Annotated in this window: 14 protein-coding genes; all 14 read left to right on the top strand. The window is 70.0% G+C overall.

Annotated elements, in window-relative coordinates; translation table 11 throughout:
• The first annotated feature begins 190 nt into the window (after window positions 1-190).
• The 14 genes from ACIBH4_RS38000 (at window position 191) to proB (ending at window position 16,347) form a co-directional block, all read left to right on the top strand.
• A complete protein-coding gene (locus ACIBH4_RS38000; RefSeq protein ID WP_399173776.1) occupies window positions 191-421 on the top strand; it encodes a hypothetical protein in 231 nt (76 codons plus the stop codon).
• A 91-nt stretch (window positions 422-512) separates the two neighbouring features.
• Complete coding sequence (gene ndk / locus ACIBH4_RS37995; protein ID WP_362521742.1) at window positions 513-923, top strand: nucleoside-diphosphate kinase; 411 nt, start codon at window positions 513-515, stop codon at window positions 921-923.
• A gap of 192 nt (window positions 924-1,115) precedes the next feature.
• Window positions 1,116-2,147, top strand: a complete 1,032-nt coding sequence (locus tag ACIBH4_RS37990; protein WP_350945807.1) for a rod shape-determining protein — start codon at window positions 1,116-1,118, stop codon at window positions 2,145-2,147.
• The gene (locus ACIBH4_RS37985; protein ID WP_362521740.1) at window positions 2,147-3,181 is read left to right on the top strand and encodes a rod shape-determining protein MreC; all 1,035 of its coding nucleotides are present in this window, start codon (window positions 2,147-2,149) and stop codon (window positions 3,179-3,181) included. Before ACIBH4_RS37990 ends, ACIBH4_RS37985 begins: the two co-directional genes overlap by 1 nt.
• A 4-nt stretch (window positions 3,182-3,185) precedes the next feature.
• Window positions 3,186-3,713, top strand: a complete 528-nt coding sequence (gene mreD, locus ACIBH4_RS37980; protein WP_362521738.1) for a rod shape-determining protein MreD — start codon at window positions 3,186-3,188, stop codon at window positions 3,711-3,713.
• 109 nt (window positions 3,714-3,822) lie between these two features.
• Complete coding sequence (gene mrdA, locus ACIBH4_RS37975) at window positions 3,823-5,886, top strand: penicillin-binding protein 2 (protein ID WP_362521736.1); 2,064 nt, start codon at window positions 3,823-3,825, stop codon at window positions 5,884-5,886.
• Between the two features lie 40 nt (window positions 5,887-5,926).
• Entirely contained in the window at window positions 5,927-7,090 is a 1,164-nt protein-coding gene (gene rodA, locus ACIBH4_RS37970) for a rod shape-determining protein RodA (protein WP_362521734.1), read from the top strand.
• 78 nt (window positions 7,091-7,168) lie between these two features.
• Window positions 7,169-9,079 carry a TIGR03960 family B12-binding radical SAM protein gene (locus ACIBH4_RS37965; RefSeq protein WP_362521732.1) on the top strand — a complete coding sequence of 637 codons (1,911 nt, stop codon included), beginning with the start codon at window positions 7,169-7,171 and terminating at the stop codon, window positions 9,077-9,079.
• Between the two features lie 101 nt (window positions 9,080-9,180).
• Complete coding sequence (locus ACIBH4_RS37960; RefSeq protein ID WP_362521730.1) at window positions 9,181-9,960, top strand: TIGR03936 family radical SAM-associated protein; 780 nt, start codon at window positions 9,181-9,183, stop codon at window positions 9,958-9,960.
• Between the two features lie 97 nt (window positions 9,961-10,057).
• Window positions 10,058-12,868 carry an Rne/Rng family ribonuclease gene (locus ACIBH4_RS37955; RefSeq protein ID WP_362521728.1) on the top strand — a complete coding sequence of 937 codons (2,811 nt, stop codon included), beginning with the start codon at window positions 10,058-10,060 and terminating at the stop codon, window positions 12,866-12,868.
• Between the two features lie 208 nt (window positions 12,869-13,076).
• A complete protein-coding gene (gene rplU, locus ACIBH4_RS37950) occupies window positions 13,077-13,379 on the top strand; it encodes a 50S ribosomal protein L21 (protein ID WP_030924785.1) in 303 nt (100 codons plus the stop codon).
• Window positions 13,380-13,398: 19 nt separating this feature from the next.
• The gene (gene rpmA / locus ACIBH4_RS37945) at window positions 13,399-13,656 is read left to right on the top strand and encodes a 50S ribosomal protein L27 (protein WP_030924780.1); all 258 of its coding nucleotides are present in this window, start codon (window positions 13,399-13,401) and stop codon (window positions 13,654-13,656) included.
• A gap of 105 nt (window positions 13,657-13,761) precedes the next feature.
• A complete protein-coding gene (gene obgE, locus ACIBH4_RS37940) occupies window positions 13,762-15,114 on the top strand; it encodes a GTPase ObgE (protein ID WP_362521722.1) in 1,353 nt (450 codons plus the stop codon).
• A 108-nt stretch (window positions 15,115-15,222) separates the two neighbouring features.
• A complete protein-coding gene (gene proB, locus ACIBH4_RS37935; protein WP_362521719.1) occupies window positions 15,223-16,347 on the top strand; it encodes a glutamate 5-kinase in 1,125 nt (374 codons plus the stop codon).

The following is a 16,347-nucleotide window of genomic DNA, read 5'->3' as shown; positions in this document are numbered from 1 at the left end:
AGCCGAGTCTTTGGGGGGGGGGGGGGGGCCCCCCCCCCCCGGCCGCCCCGGGGGGGGGGGGCCCCCCCCCCCCCCCCCCCCCCCGGGGGGGGGCCCCCGGGGGGGGGGGGGGGGGGGGGGGGGGGGGGGGGCGCCGCGCCCCCCCCCCCCCCCGAGGCCGCAGGGCCGCCCGAATCCCGAGGCGGGACCTATGGCCGCGACCGGATCCAAGAGCGGGTCCGCGGCCGCCACCGGGGGAGGGCAGGGGGTGGGCAAGGGCGGCAGGCCCAGGCCCCGGCACGAGCCCGACCGTGTTCCCGAGCATGATCCCGAGCCGGAGACGGAGGCCGAGCCGGAGAAGGTCGTCGCGCCGCCCGTGGTGGTGCCCCCGCCCGCGCCTTCGCCCGAGGACGGCCCGGGAAGTGGGCCGGCCCTCCAGTGACCTCGCCGACCACGGGTAATCGCGCGAAGGACGGTAAACTTCGCGCGATTACCGCAGTCCGCGACCCATACATGTTCAAAGGAGAACTCCAGTGTCCGAGCGCACCCTTGTCCTGATCAAGCCCGATGGTGTGGCGCGTGGTCTCATCGGCGATGTGATCGCCCGTGTCGAGCGCAAGGGGCTGAAGGTCGTGGCGCTGGAGCTGCGCACCCTGGACGTCGAGACCGCCAAGGTGCACTACGCAGAGCACTCCGAGCGGCCGTTCTTCGGCGAGCTGGTGGAGTTCATCACCTCCGGCCCGCTGGTCGCGCTGGTGCTTGAGGGGCCGCGGGCCATCGAGGCCTTCCGTGGTCTCGCGGGCCTCACCGACCCCGTCAAGTCCGCGCCCGGCACCATCCGCGGCGACCACGCCCTGGAGATCGGCGAGAACGTCGTCCACGGCTCCGACTCTCCTGAGTCCGCCGCAAGGGAGATTAAGATCTTCTTCCCGGATCGCTTCTAGAACGCGCGCTTTCGTCGCGATTGTCGGGCCCCGCCGTCCTTGTGGACGGCGGGGCCCACCTTGTTCGGTTAACCCAAGATTTTGCTGCGGCAGGCCGCCTCATTGCGCTCAACGGTGGGTACGTCACGTTACGATTCGAGTGCGTTCCGTAGTTTTCGCCGACGACCTGACGGAAGGAGGCCGGCCTTCCTCATGGGCAGCAATCTTGCTTTTCTGGGCCGTGACATGGCGGTCGACCTCGGCACCGCGAACACCCTCGTGTATGTGCGGGGCCGCGGGATCGTGCTCAACGAGCCGTCCGTCGTAGCGATCAACACCGCGACGGGGAAGATCGTGGCTGTTGGTATCGAGGCCAAGCGGATGATAGGCCGCACTCCCGGCAACATCGTGGCCATCCGCCCGCTCAAGGACGGCGTCATCGCCGACTTCGACGTCACCGAGCGCATGCTGCGCTACTTCATCCAGCGGGTGCACAAGCGCCGCCACTTCGCCAAGCCGCGCATCATCATCGCCGTGCCGAGCGGGATCACCGGTGTCGAGCAGCGAGCGGTCAAGGAGGCCGGTTACCAGGCGGGTGCGCGCAGGGTCTACATCGTCGAGGAGCCCATGGCGGCCGCGATCGGCGCCGGGCTTCCCGTGCACGAGCCCACCGGCAACATGGTGATCGACATAGGCGGCGGGACCACCGAGGTGGCGATCATCTCGATGGGCGGTGTGGTCACCAGCCAGTCGATCAGGGTGGGCGGCGACGAGCTCGATCAGGCGATCATCACCTTCGCGAAGAAGGAGTACTCGCTGATGCTCGGTGAGCGCACCTCCGAGGAGATCAAGATGGCGATCGGTTCCGCGTGCACGCTCCCCGAGGAGAGCCACGCCGAGATCCGGGGCCGTGACCTGGTCAGCGGCCTGCCCAAGACGATCGTGGTCTCGGCCGCGGAGATCCGCAAGGCCATCGAGGAGCCGCTGAACGTGATCGTCGACGCGGTCAAGACCACGCTCGACAAGTGCCCGCCCGAGCTTTCCGGAGACCTGATGGACCGCGGGATCGCCCTCACCGGGGGCGGTGCGCTTCTCAAGGGCATGGACGAGCGGCTGAAGGCGGAGACGGGCATGCCGATTCACCTCGTCGACAACGCCCTCGACTCCGTCGCGCTCGGCTCGGGCAAGTGTGTCGAGGACTTCGACGCCCTGCAGCAGGTTCTGGTCCCCGAGCCGCGGCACTGATGAAGGACACCCGCAGAGCACGGGTCAATCTGGGGCTGCTGCTCGCCTCCGCACTCGTGCTCGTGACCATCGACCACCGTTCGGTCACGGAGTCGCCGTTCGGCCCGCTCAGGACGGTCGGCACGACGTTGTTCGGCGCCGCGGAGAGCGCGGGTGCGGGACTCGTACGACCGGTCGGCGAGTTCTTCGAGGCGATGGCCGAGGCTCCCTCGGCGCGGAGCCGGATCGAGAGGCTGCACGCGGAGAACCAGCGCCTCAGGCACGATCTGGCGACGCAGAGCCTCGACCGGGAGCGCTCCAGGGAGCTTCGCAAGCTGCTCGGTGTGGCGGGGACCGGCGGATACAAGATCCTGACCACCCAGGTGATCGCTCGGCGCGGCGCTCCCGGGTTCGAGGAGGCCGTCGAGCTCGACGTGGGGCGCGCCGACGGAGTGCGTCCGGAGATGACCGTTTTGAATGCCGATGGTTTGGTCGGCAGGGTGGTTCAGGTGGGCCCGTCCACCTCGACGGTGGTCCTGCTCAGTGACCCCGCCTCGGCGGCCGGGGCCAGGCTGGAGGGCAGCAACGAGATCGGGGTGGTGCACGGCGTGGGGGAGAACGGTCGCCTGGTCCGCTTCCGGCTGCTCGACTCGACCGCGCCGATCACCCCGGGTCATCGCATCGTGAGCTTTGGTTCCCAGCGCGGCGCACCGTATGTGGCGGGGGTGCCGATCGGGGTGGTGGAGCGGGTGGAGGCCACGCCGGGTGAGCTGACCCGCATCGCGTACGCGCGGCCGTCCGCGGATCTCACCTCGCTGGACGTGGTCGGGGTGGTGGTGCGGGCGCCTCAGCGCGACCCGCGTGACACGGTGCTTCCGCCGGCCCCGCGCAAGGCGAAGGTCTCGGCACCGGGACGATCCACGCCGCGCTCACCCGAGTCCGACGCCGAGTCCGGGCCCGGTTCCGAGGACGGCTCCGACTCCGAGGCCGACTCCACCTCTGAGTCCGGTCGGCGAGAGGCGGGGGTTCCCCGTCGCCGGCGAGAGGGGGCCTGAGGGGATGGGGCGCAACGCGATGTTCGTGGTGCTGCTTTTGGGGATCATGATCCTCCAGGTGACGGTCGTCAACAGGCTGCCGCTGCCGGGGCATGCCGCGCCGGATCTGGTGCTGCTCGCCGTGGTGGGGTACGCGCTGGCGCGCGGGGCCGCCGCGGGGGCCGTGATGGGCTTCGCCGCCGGCCTCGTCAGCGACCTGCTGCCGCCGGCGGCGCATCTGCTCGGGCACAACGCGCTTGTGTTCTGCCTCATCGGCTTCATGGCGGGACGGGCGGTGGAGAGCCGACCGGCCTCGGGGCCGCTCGCGGCGCTGGCCTGCGCGATCGCCGGTCCCGTGGTCGCTCTGGTGACCGGCGCCCTGGTGGGGGATCCGCGGGCCGGTGTGTCCATGCTCACGGCGGTGCTGCCACAGGCGATGATCTACAACCTGCTCGCCGCGTCCCCGGTGGTGTGGATGGTGCGGAGGGTTGTCAGGGGGCCGGAGCCGCGCCTCATCCAGATGCCCCGGTCGGCCATGCGGAGTCGTGCATGAGACCACGTACGCGGCATCGTGCGCGGTGGGGTTCCCGGTGCGTGCGCCGCGAGGGGTTCGGCGGGGCGTGGACAGGGGGTTTCCGCGAGGTGTGCGGGGAGGAGCGGTCATGGGCCTGATGCGGGGGCGCCTGGTCGTGGTGCAGGTGATCGTGGTGTCGATGCTGGCGTTGCTCGCGGTGCGGCTCTGGCAGGTGCAGGTGGTGCGCGGCAGGGAGTACGTGGAGGCCGCGACCGAGACGCGTACGCGTGATGTCGTCGTCCCCGCGGTGCGCGGACAGATCCTCGACGCGACGGGCCGTCCACTGGTGCGCAACCGGACCACCCTGGTGGTCTCGGTCGACCGCACGCGCCTGAACCGGATGACGGGCAACGGCGAGGAGGTGATCAAGAGGCTGGCCGCCGTGCTCGGCCGCCGTCCCGGCGAGTTGCGGGAGCGGATCAGGGCGTGCGGGCCCGGGGTCGCCCGTCCGTGCTGGCCGGGATCCCCGTACCAGCCGATCCCCATCGACGTCGACGTGACCACGCGCGAGGCCCTGCAGATCCTGGAGCGGCAGGAGGAGTTCCCCGGCGTCACGGCCGAGGTGCAGGCCGTGCGGGAGTATCCCCGCAAGGGCGCGGGCGCGCAGGCGCTCGGCTACCTGCAGCCGATCACGCAGGAGGAGCTGGACAGGCGCGACGGGCTCAGGGCGGCGTTCTCCGGGGTCGACCTGGTGGGCAGGGACGGCCTGGAGTCGGTCTACGACGTGCCGCTGCGCGGGACGCCCGGGATGAGGCGGGTGCAGGTCGACCGGCTCGGCAAGGTCATCGGGGTGGAGCGGCACGTGCCGCCGATCCCGGGCGACACGCTCATCACCAGCATCGACGCCAGGGTGCAGACCTTGGCGGAGAAGGCGCTGGCCGAGGCGATGAAGGGCGCGCCCAAGGCCGACGGGGCGGCGGCGGTGGTGCTGGACGCGAAGACCAGCCGGGTGATCGCGCTGGCCAGCGCGCCGACGTATGATCCGGCGGTTTGGAGCGGGGGCATCTCGGAGGCGGAGTACCAGCGGTTGCTGTCGGGCAAGACCGGCAAGCCACTGGTGTCGCGGGCGATCAAGGGCGAGTTCGCGCCCGGCTCGACGTTCAAGGTGTCGTCGGTGTCGGCGATGCTCAGGGACGGCTACCCACTGCACGGCAAGTACGACTGCCCGGGGTCCTACATGGTGGGTGACCGGCCGTTCAACAACTTCCGCGGCATCGGACTGGGCACCCTCGACCTGCACACGGCGCTGGTGAAGTCGTGCGACACGATCTTCTACCGGGCGGCGTACGAGCAGTGGCTGCGCGACGGCGGTCTCGATCCCAAGGGGAGGCCCAAGGAGCCGATGGCGAACATGGCGCGTGCCTACGGGTTCGGCCGCCCCACCGGCGTCGACCTGCCGGGCGAGTCGCCGGGCAGGATTCCCGACCGGGCATGGAAGAAGGCGCTCTGGGCGGTGACGAAGGAGGACAACTGCAGGCGGGCCAAGACCGGTTATCCGGAAGTGGCCAAGAGCAGCCCCAGCAGAGCGGCCTTCCTCAAGCGACTGGCGTACGAGAACTGCCTGGAGGGATTCCAGTGGCGGCCGGGTGACGCCGCCAACTTCTCCATCGGGCAGGGCGACGTGCTGGTGACGCCGCTGCAGCTGGCGGCGGCCTACGCGGCACTGGTCGGGGACGGCAAGTTGCGCAGTCCCAGGGTGGCCTGGGCGCTGGTGCGTCCCGACGGGACCAAGGTCAAGGAGATCAAGGTGCCGGTGGTGGGTAAGTTGCCGATCACGCGGGAGGAGCGGGACTACATCAAGGGGGCGTTGAGCGAGGTCGCCTCCGACGGCACCGCCGCCGGGGCCTTCGCGGGGTTCCCCATGGACAAGGTCAAGATTGGTGGGAAGACCGGCACCGCCGAGGTTTACGGCAAGGCCGACACGTCGTGGTTCGCCTCGTTCGCCCCGACGAACAACCCGCGGTTTGTGATCGTCGCCATGGTGTCCCAGGGCGGGATGGGCGGTCAGACCGCGGCTCCGGCGGTACGGAAGATCTACGAGGGCATCTACGGGTTCAAGCCTGACGGGAAACCCTCCTCCTCCATCCTGCCGGGCGGGCGTCCCGCGAGGGCGCTCCCGGTGATCGCCAAGGATGGGACGGTGTCGCGATGACACCCGCATCGGCGGCGGTGACGTCCGCGAGTGAGGCTGCGTGAGTCGGGCGGCGGCGCCGAGGACGTCCCTCACCGGCCGGACGGTGGCGGCGGTCTCCACGGTGGGCCGGATGGACGGGTTGATGCTGGTCGCCGTGGCCGCGCTCGCGGTGATCGGCACGATGCTCGTCTGGTCGTCGACAAGGACCTGGGCGCTCGGCTCCACCGGGCTGGTCAAAAAGCACATCCTCAACCTCGTCATCGGGGCCGTGCTGGCCGGCACGGCCGCGATGGTGGACCATCGGGCGCTGCGGATCTTCGCGCCGCTGATCTACGGGGTGACGTTGATCGGGTTGATCCTGGTGATCACACCGCTTGGCAGCACCGTGAACGGCGCCCACTCATGGATCATGCTGGGGGGCGGTTTCGCGTTCCAGCCCTCCGAGTTCGCCAAACTGGGTCTGGTGCTGATGCTCGCCATGCTGCTGGCCCAGCCGGTCAGGGGCACCGACCGGCCGCGCAGCTTCGATGTCGTGATCGCGCTGGTGGTGTCCTCCTTCACCATGGGCCTGGTGATGCTCCAGCCCGACCTGGGCACCACGATGGTCATCGGGGTGATCACGGCCGGCACGATGGTCGTGGCGGGGGTCCGCAAGCGCTGGATCGCCGGACTCACCCTCAGCGTGATCGGTGCGGGGGTGGCCGTGTGGCTCCTCGATGTCCTGGAGCCGTACCAGATCGCCCGGTTCACCGCGTTCCTCAACCCGGCCAGTGACCCGCGCGGCGTCGGCTACAACAGCACCCAGTCGCTGATCGCGATCGGATCGGGGGAGGTGTTCGGCAAGGGGTTGTTCGGGGGTGGCCAGACCACCGGCCGTTTCGTGCCCGAGCAGCACACCGACTTCGTCTTCACGGTGGCGGGGGAGGAGTTCGGTTTCCTCGGCTCGGTCACGGTGGTGGCGCTGATCGGGGTGATCCTGCTGCGGGGGGTGCGGATCGCGCGCGAGTGCGACGACCGGTTCGGCGCGCTGATGGCCGGTTCGATCGTGTGCTGGCTGGCCTTCCAGTCGTTCGTCAACATCGGGATGACGATCGGGATCATGCCGATCACCGGCCTTCCCCTGCCGTTCGTCTCCTACGGCGGTACCGCCACCTTCGCCAACATGATCGCCTTCGGGCTGCTCCAGGCGATCCATATGCGCAGGCAACCGTCGTTCAGGTGAGGAGTCCGGTGCCCGCTCCGGCTCCGGCGCAGGGTGGCCCGCCTGTGGCACCCTCTCCAGGCGGATATTCTTGACGGCATGTCTGTCGAGTCGTTGTTTCCCCGCCTGGAAGCGCTCCTGCCCAGAGTGCAGAAGCCGATCCAGTATGTGGGAGGTGAGCTCAACTCGACCGTCAAGGACTGGGACGAGAGCACGGTCCGCTGGGCGCTGATGTATCCGGACGCCTACGAGGTGGGCCTGCCCAACCAGGGTGTCCAGATCCTCTACGAGATCCTCAACGAGCTGCCGGAGACGCTGGCCGAGCGGACCTACGCGGTCTGGCCCGACCTTGAGGCGCTCATGCGTTCCGAGGGCGTGCCGCAGTTCACGGTCGACGCGCACCGGCCCGTGAGGGCGTTCGACGTGCTAGGGCTCTCCTTCTCGACCGAGCTCGGCTACACCAACATGCTGACCGCGCTGGATCTGGCGGGCATCCCGCTGGAGGCGGCCGACCGGGGCGACGACGACCCGATCGTGCTGGCCGGTGGGCACGCGGCGTTCAATCCCGAGCCGATCGCCGACTTCCTCGACGCCGCCGTGCTGGGCGACGGGGAGCAGGTCGCCATCGCGATCACCGAGGTGATCCGCGAGTGGAAGACCGAGGGCTCGCCCGGCGGGCGCGACGAGCTGCTGATGCGGCTGGCCGAGTCCGGCGGGGTCTACGTGCCGAAGTTCTACGACGTCGACTACCACGCCGACGGCCGGATCCAGCGGGTCACGCCCAACAGGTCGGGCGTGCCGTGGCGGATCCACAAGCACACCGTGATGGATCTGGACGAGTGGCCCTATCCCAAGAAGCCGCTGGTCCCGCTGGCCGAGACCGTGCACGAGCGGTTCAGTGTGGAGATCTTCCGCGGCTGCACCCGCGGGTGCCGGTTCTGCCAGGCCGGCATGATCACCCGTCCGGTGCGCGAGCGCTCGATCACCACGATCGGCGACATGGTCGAGGCGGGCGTCAAGGCCTCCGGTTTCAACGAGGTCGGCCTGTTGTCGCTCTCCTCGGCCGACCACTCCGAGATCGGCGAGGTCGCCAAGGGGCTGGCCGACCGCTACGAGGGCACCAACACCTCCCTGTCGCTGCCCTCGACCCGGGTCGACGCCTTCAACATCGACCTGGCGAACGAGTTCTCCCGCAACGGCCGCCGCTCCGGTCTGACGTTCGCCCCCGAGGGCGGCTCGGAGCGGATGCGTAAGGTGATCAACAAGATGGTCACCGAGGAAGACCTGATCAGGACCGTCACCACCGCGTACACCCAGGGGTGGCGGCAGGTGAAGCTCTACTTCATGTGCGGCCTGCCCACCGAGGAGGACGCCGACGTCCAGGGCATCGCCGACCTGGCCAAGAAGGTCATCAAGGCGGGCCGGGAGGCCACCGGGTCGCGCGACGTCCGCTGCACGGTCTCCATCGGCGGTTTCGTTCCCAAGCCGCACACCCCGTTCCAGTGGGCCGGCCAGGCCGACCATGAGACGGTCGACCGCAGGCTGAAGGCGCTGAAGGAGGCTCTGCGGGGCGACAGGGAGTACGGCCGCGCCATCGGCCTGCGGTACCACGACGGCAAGCCGTCGATCGTGGAGGGTCTGCTCTCCCGGGGTGACCGCCGGGTCGGCAAGGTCATCCGCGCGGTGTGGGCCGAGGGGGGCCGCTTCGACGGCTGGAGCGAGCACTTCTCCTACCAGCGCTGGATGGACGCCGCCGCCGCCGTGGGGGTCGACGTCGACTGGTACACCACGCGCGAGCGCGAGGAGAACGAGGTCCTGCCCTGGGACCATCTCGACGCCGGGCTCGACCGCGAGTGGCTCTGGCAGGACTGGCAGGACGCGGTCAACGACGTCGAGGTCGAGGACTGCCGCTGGACCCCGTGCTACGACTGCGGTGTCTGCCCCACGATGGGCACCGAGATCCAGATCGGGCCCACCGGGAAGAAGCTGCTGCCACTGACGGTTGTCTGAGGTGGGCGGTGCGTTAGCGCCGCCTCCGGAAACGACGACCACGATTCGGGAAGGACGACACCACCCTGAAACCCGCTCCTGACGGGCCGCCGCCCGCGCCCGTGGTGCAACGCCTGCGCGTTCGCTACGCCAAGCGCGGCCGCCTGCGCTTCACCAGTCACCGTGACATCACCCGGGCCCTCGAACGGGCGGTCAGGAGAGCCGACGTCCCGGTGGCGTTCAGCGCGGGCTTCTCGCCCCACCCGAAGATCTCCTACGTGGGATCGGCCGCCCCCACCGGGGTCGCCAGCGAGGCCGAGTACTTCGAGATCAGCGTGACGCGTGAGTGTGATCCCGGCAGGCTGCGAGCCGCTTTGGACACCTCACTGCCTCCCGGTCTCGACGTGCTCGACGTCGTCGAGGCGGGCTCCGCGAGCCTGGCCGACCAGATGGAGTGCTCGGCGTGGGAGCTGCGGCTTCGAGGAGCCGATTCCGCCCTCGCCGGGGCCGCGGTCGAGAAATTCCTCGCCACGGAACACGTCGAGGTCGAACGCCTTACAAAGAAGGGGATGCGGCGCTTCGACGCACGTGAAGCGGTGCTGAGCCTCACGGTATTTGAGGTAACAGAGACAACAGCAGGTCAGGCGTCCAGTCAGCCATGTGTCATACTTCGCATGGTTGTACGGCACGAAACTCCTGCCGTTCGACCCGACGACGTTCTCACTGGACTGCGTCTTGTGGCTGACTTCGCGCCGCCGGTGCCCCCCGAGGTGACCAGGCTGGCGCAGGGCCCGCTGGACGTTCACACCGGTGAGCCCGCCGACCCGCTCGGCCTGGACCGCGACATCACGCGCGGCGGCGAAGCGGAACCGGTGGGCAGGCACGTCGGCGGCGACATATAGGACTTGGCGCCGGGCCCCAGGCCTGGCGGACAGTGAGAGACGAGAGCTCCCGCGCGGCGCGGAGACGCGCCCGGGAGCTGAACGGGAGAGCGCCCGCATGCTCGACAACGAGCCCAACGCCGGGGTCAACAGCCCTGACGGGGATACGACAACAGAAGAGACACGACCGCCGACGACCCGTCGCAGGGCCGCGAGCAGGCCGGCTGGACCTCCGCCGGAGCCGCCGGAGCCGGCCCCGGTGGTCACGGCACCACCCGTACCGGTCGCGGAGACCGTGACGCCCGAGGTCCCCGAGCCCGCCACGGCGGAGCCCGCCGCGCCCGCTCCCAAGCGAGCCACCAGGCGCAAGACGGCGGTGGCGGACGGTGCGACCACCACCACGCGTCGTAGCCGTGCGAAGAAACCGGCCGAGCCGGTCGCCGAGCCCGCCGAGACGGCGCCCGAGCCGGTCGCGGAGGCTGTGACCGCCGCGACCCCCGCGGCACCCGTGACGGTCTCCCCGGCGCATCCCGTGGCGCCCGTCGCCGTACCGGATCCCTTCGCCGAGGCCGAGTCCGCGCCCCAGGAGGCGCCCGCGGCTCCCGCCAAGCGCACCCGTACGCGCAAGAAGGCCACGCCGCGCGAGGCGCCGCCGGTCGAGGCCGAGCAGAGCGTCCATGTGTCTCCCACCGAGGTGGAGGAGGCCGAGGCGGAACTCCTGCCGGTCGACGAGCCGCTCGACGACGAGCCCGCGGGCGAGGACATCATCGAGGAGCGTCCCGGCCTGTTCGCCGACCCCTTCGGCCTGGCCGCCAGGGAACGTTCCGAGGTGCCCTCGGTGACCTTCCAGGCACCCGCCGCGGTGTTCCAGCCGCTGTTCCAGGCGCCCGACCCGCAGCGGGCCGCACAGCCCGCCACGCGTCCCGCGCCGGTCCAGCCCGCCACCCCCGAGCCCGAGCCCGTCGAGACGAGGGCCGACAAGGCCGACAGGGTCGAGAAGACCGAGAGGGCCGAGCTCGCCGAGGAGCTCGAGGACGACGACTCGGAAGGCGAGGGCGACGACGACGCGGGAGGTCGCCGGCGTCGGCGCCGCAGGGGTGGCAGGGGCCGCGGCAAGGCGCGCGACCTCGACGAGACCGAGGAGACCGAGGCCGAGCAGGACGACGAGGAGCAGGCCGAGGCCGAGCAGGACGACGAGGCCGAGAGCGGCAGCTCGCGCCGCCGTCGACGCAGGCGGCGCAGGGGCACGGACGAGTCCGGTGACGTCCCTGACGACCCGCCGAACACGGTGGTGCGCATTCGCGCGCCCCGCGCCGGTCGCGGCACCTCGGTGGACGAGGTGCAGAGCGTGCGCGGCTCGACCCGTCTGGAGGCGAAGAAGCAGCGCCGCCGCGAGGGCCGTGAGCTCGGCCGCAGGCGTCCGCCGATCATCACCGAGTCGGAGTTCCTGGCCCGCAGGGAGTCCGTCGAGCGCATGATGGTGGTCCGCCGCACCGGCGGGCGCACCCAGATCGCGGTGCTGGAGGACGGCGTCCTCGTCGAGCACTACGTCAACCGCGAGGCGAGCCAGTCGTACGTGGGCAACGTCTATCTCGGCAAGGTGCAGAACGTCCTGCCGAGCATGGAGGCCGCGTTCGTCGACATCGGCAAGGGTCGCAACGCGGTCCTGTACGCCGGAGAGGTGAACTTCGACACCGCCGGGCTGGAAGGACAGCCCAAGCGGATCGAGGTGGCGCTGAAGTCCGGCCAGTCGGTGCTGGTGCAGGTCACCAAGGACCCGATGGGCCACAAGGGCGCCCGCCTGACGAGCCAGATCAGCCTGCCGGGACGTTACCTGGTCTACGTGCCCGACGGTTCGATGACCGGTATCAGCCGCAAGCTCCCCGACAAGGAGCGCACCCGCCTCAAGAGCATCCTGAAGAAGGTCATGCCGGAGAACGCGGGGGTCATCGTCCGTACGGCCGCCGAGGGCGCCTCGGAGGACGAGCTGGCTCGCGACGTGGCCAGGCTGTCGGCGCAGTGGGAGAACATCCAGCGCAAGGCCAAGTCCGCCAGCGCGCCCGAGTTGCTCTCCTCCGAGCCCGACCTGACCGTCCGGGTGGTCCGCGACGTGTTCAACGAGGATTTCGCCTCGCTGGTCGTCGCGGGGGATGTGTGGGAGACGGTCGACGAGTACGTCCGTTATGTCGCCCCGCATCTGGCCGACCGCCTCAGCAGGTGGGAGGAGAGCGGTGACGTCTTCGCCGCGTACCGGATCGACGAGCAGATCGCCAAGGCGATGGAGCGCAAGGTCTGGCTGCCCAGCGGCGGCTCGTTGGTGATCGACAGGACCGAGGCCATGACCGTGGTCGACGTCAACACCGGCAAGTTCACCGGTCAGGGCGGCAACCTCGAGGAGACCGTCACCCGCAACAACCTGGAGGCGGCCGAGGAGATCGTCCGCCAGCTCAGGTTGCGCGACATCGGCGGCATCATCGTCATCGACTTCATCGACATGGTGCTGGAGAACAATCGGGATCTGGTGCTGCGGCGACTGCTGGAGTGCCTGGCCCGTGACCGTACCAAGCACCAGGTGGCCGAGGTGACCTCACTCGGCCTGGTCCAGATGACGCGCAAGCGGGTCGGCCAGGGCCTCCTGGAGGCCTTCTCGACCACCTGCGAGTGCTGCAACGGCCGCGGCCTGCACGTCTCGTCGGAACCGGTCGAGGGCAAGCCCGAGCCGCGCGGCACCCAGGGCAAGATGGCCGTGGAGAAGGCCGTCGCGGAAAAGCTCGGCAAGGACGGTAACCACGCGGTGGCGGCCGGTGACCAGTCTGGGCGTGATACGGTGACCGATGCGCTTGATGGAGTCCAGCATGAGGACGGTCAGGCAGCACAGGCTTCTGGCCGGGGGCGGCGACGCTCCCGCAAGGCCAGGTCGGCCGATTAGACCCCGTCCCGCACAGGGACGGGGCCGAAGGCCGGCACCCCCGACGTTCCGCCCGGTTCGACCAGGACACCGTCAATCCGGTACCCTGGTGAACCGGTGCGCTCATGGCGCGCCCTGTTCGCGCGCCTACCCGGTACGTCATCAATGACCACAGCCGGATGCGGGGCGCAGCATCCAGCGAGCAAGCAGTCAGAAGAAGGGTTCCGCGGTGTACGCGATCGTTCGTTGCGGCGGCAGGCAGCAGAAGGTCTCCGTCGGTGACGTCCTTGAAGTGGACAAGGTCGCCGGCGAGGTCGGTTCCACGGTTTCGCTGCCGACGGTCCTCGTCGTCAACGACGGCGACGTGACCACCGAGGCGGGCAAGTTCACGGTTGCCGCCGAGATTCTCGGTGAGACCAAGGGTCCGAAGATCCGGATTCTGAAGTACAAGAACAAGTCGGGGTACAAGAAGCGCCAGGGTCACCGCCAGCGGTACACCCAGGTGAAGATCACCGGCATCGACCAGGCCTGAGTTTCGGGAGTTTTGCGAGATGGCACACAAGAAGGGCGCGTCGTCCACTCGGAACGGCCGCGACTCCAACGCCCAGCGGCTCGGTGTGAAGCGCTTCGGCGGTCAGCTGGTCAACGCCGGCGAGATCATCGTTCGTCAGCGCGGCACCCACTTCCACCCCGGCGACAACGTCGGCCGTGGCAGTGACGACACGCTGTTCGCGCTGGCCGCGGGCCACGTTCTGTTCGGTGTCAAGCGCGGACGCCGCGCGGTGAGCATCGTTCCGGTCGCGGAGTAGATTCGCGCCGACAGACGTTGAGGGCAGGGGTGGATCGCATTCAGCGGTCCACCCCTGTTCGCGTTTTCACCGGAATTTCCCGTAGATAGAGGTAGGAAAGTAGATATGCCGGACTTTGTGGACCAGGTGGTCCTGCACATCAAGGCCGGTGACGGGGGAAACGGCTGTGCCTCTGTCCATCGGGAGAAGTTCAAGCCGCTGGGCGGCCCCGACGGGGGTAACGGAGGCCGGGGCGGTGACGTGATCCTGGAGGTCGACGCCAACACGGCGACCCTGCTGGAATATCACCGCCGCCCGCACCGCAAGGCCGACAACGGCAAGCAGGGGCAGGGCGCCAACCGTGACGGCGCCAACGGCGGCGACATCATCATCTCGGTGCCCGACGGCACCGTGGTCAAGAACGCCGACACCGGCGAGGTCCTGATCGACCTGATCGGCGCGGGCACCCGCTACGTGATCGCCGAGGGCGGGCACGGCGGGCTCGGCAACGCCGCACTCGCCTCCGCCAAGCGCAAGGCCCCCGGCTTCGCGCTGCTCGGTGAGCCGGGCGACGAACTCGACGTCATGCTGGAGATGAAGAGCGTCGCCGACGTGGCGCTCGTCGGATTCCCCAGTGCGGGCAAGTCCTCCCTCATCGCCGCGCTCTCCGCCGCCCGCCCGAAGATCGCCGACTACCCGTTCACCACCCTGGTCCCCAACCTCGGGGTGGTCACCGCGGGCGAGACCGTCTTCACCGTCGCCGACGTGCCGGGCCTGATCCCCGGCGCCTCGGAGGGCAAGGGGCTGGGGCACGAGTTCCTGCGCCACGTCGAGCGCTGCAACACGCTCGTGCACGTGATCGACTGCGCCACGATGGAGCCGGGCCGTGACCCGATCAGCGACTACGAGGCGATCGAGGCCGAGCTGGCCGCGTACGGCAAGCTGGAGGACCGGCCGCGTCTGGCGGTGCTCAACAAGTCCGACGTGCCCGACGCCCGCGACCTGGCGGAGATCGTGACGCCGATGCTCCAGGAGCGGGGACTGCGGGTCTTCTCGATCTCCGCGGCCACCCACGACGGGCTCAAGGAGCTGACCTACGCCATGGGGGAGATGGTCGCCGCCGCGAGGGCCGCCGCTCCGGTCCCGGAGCCGACCCGCCTGGTCATCAGGCCCAAGCAGCACGGCGACGCGGGATTCGCCGTCCGCAGGATCGACGACCACACCTTCCAGGTCACCGGGGTCAGGCCGGAGCGGTGGATCCGCCAGACCGACTTCACCAACGACGAGGCCGTGGGTTACCTGGCCGACCGGCTGGAGCGGCTCGGCGTCGAGGAGGAGCTCACCAAGGCCGGGGCGAAGGCCGGAGCCGAGGTGATCATCGGTTCCATGGAGAGCGGACACATCTTCGACTGGCAGCCGACGCTCAACGCCGAGGCCGTACGTCAGGGGCCGCGCGGATCGGACAACCGGCTCGGCTAGCGGGGCCTCGCGAGGGCGCCTCGACGCGCGTCCCGTGTGGTTCCCGCCCCGTCCGGGCGGCTCGGATAACCTGGTCTTCCAAGTGATCATCTTTGAGAGGTGCGTGTCGTGGACTCTGCGCGCGAACGGATCCGTACGGCTTCGCGCCTTGTCGTGAAGGTGGGTTCGTCCTCGCTCACCACCCCGCGGGGGATGATCGACGTCGACCGGGTGGACGCCCTGGTCGACGTGCTCGCCGCCCGGCGCAAGGCCGGCACCCAGATCGTGCTGGTCTCCTCCGGCGCGATCGCGGCGGGTCTCGGTCCTCTGGGCCTGCCCGCCAGGCCGCGCGACCTCGCCACCCAGCAGGCCGCCGCCTCGGTCGGCCAGGGCGTGCTGGTGGCCCGATACACCTCCTCCTTCGCCCGGTACGGCCTGCGGGTCGGCCAGGTTCTGCTGACCGCCGACGACATGATGCGCCGCTCGCACCACGTCAACGCCGAGCGCACGCTGGCCCGGCTGCTGGAGCTGGGCATCGTCCCCGTGGTCAACGAGAACGACACCGTGGCCACCGACGAGATCCGCTTCGGCGACAACGACCGGCTCGCCGCGCTGGTCGCCCACCTGACCAGGGCTGATGCGCTGGTGCTGCTGTCGGATGTGGACGCGCTCTACGACGGCGACCCCCGTCGTCCCGGCGCCCGCAGGCTCGCCGACGTACGCGGACCCGAGGATCTCGTCGGGGTGGAGCTCGGCAAGGGCGGGGCGGTCGGCACCGGAGGCATGATCACCAAGGTGCAGGCCGCCAAGATCGCCACAGGGGCGGGTGTGCCCGTGGTGCTCACCGCCGCCGCGCACGCGGCCCAGGCACTCGCGGGAACCGACATCGGCACCTACTTCCATCCCGGTGGGCGTCACCCGGGCACCCGCCTGCTCTGGCTGGCCCACGCCACCACGGGCCGCGGACGCCTCCACCTGGACCCCGGCGCCGTCGAGGCGGTGGTGAGCCGCCGCAAGTCGCTGCTCCCGGCGGGGGTCACCTCCGTCGAGGGCGAGTTCGCGGCGGGCGATCCGGTGGACCTGTGCGGGCCGCTCGGCCGGGTGGTCGCGCGCGGCCTGGTCAACTTCGACGCGGGGGAGATTCCTGGGCTGCTCGGGCGCTCCACCCGGGAGCTGGCGGCGAGCCTGGGGCCCGAGTACGAACGAGAGCTGATCCACCGCGACGACATCGTCATACTGGAATCCCACAACTAG

Origin of the sequence: Streptosporangium sp. NPDC050284 (genome assembly GCF_044459525.1) — a bacterium.
GTDB lineage: Bacteria > Actinomycetota > Actinomycetes > Streptosporangiales > Streptosporangiaceae > Streptosporangium.
Note: the sequence above shows the minus strand (reverse complement) of the source record. Positions and strands in the feature narration are given on the sequence as shown.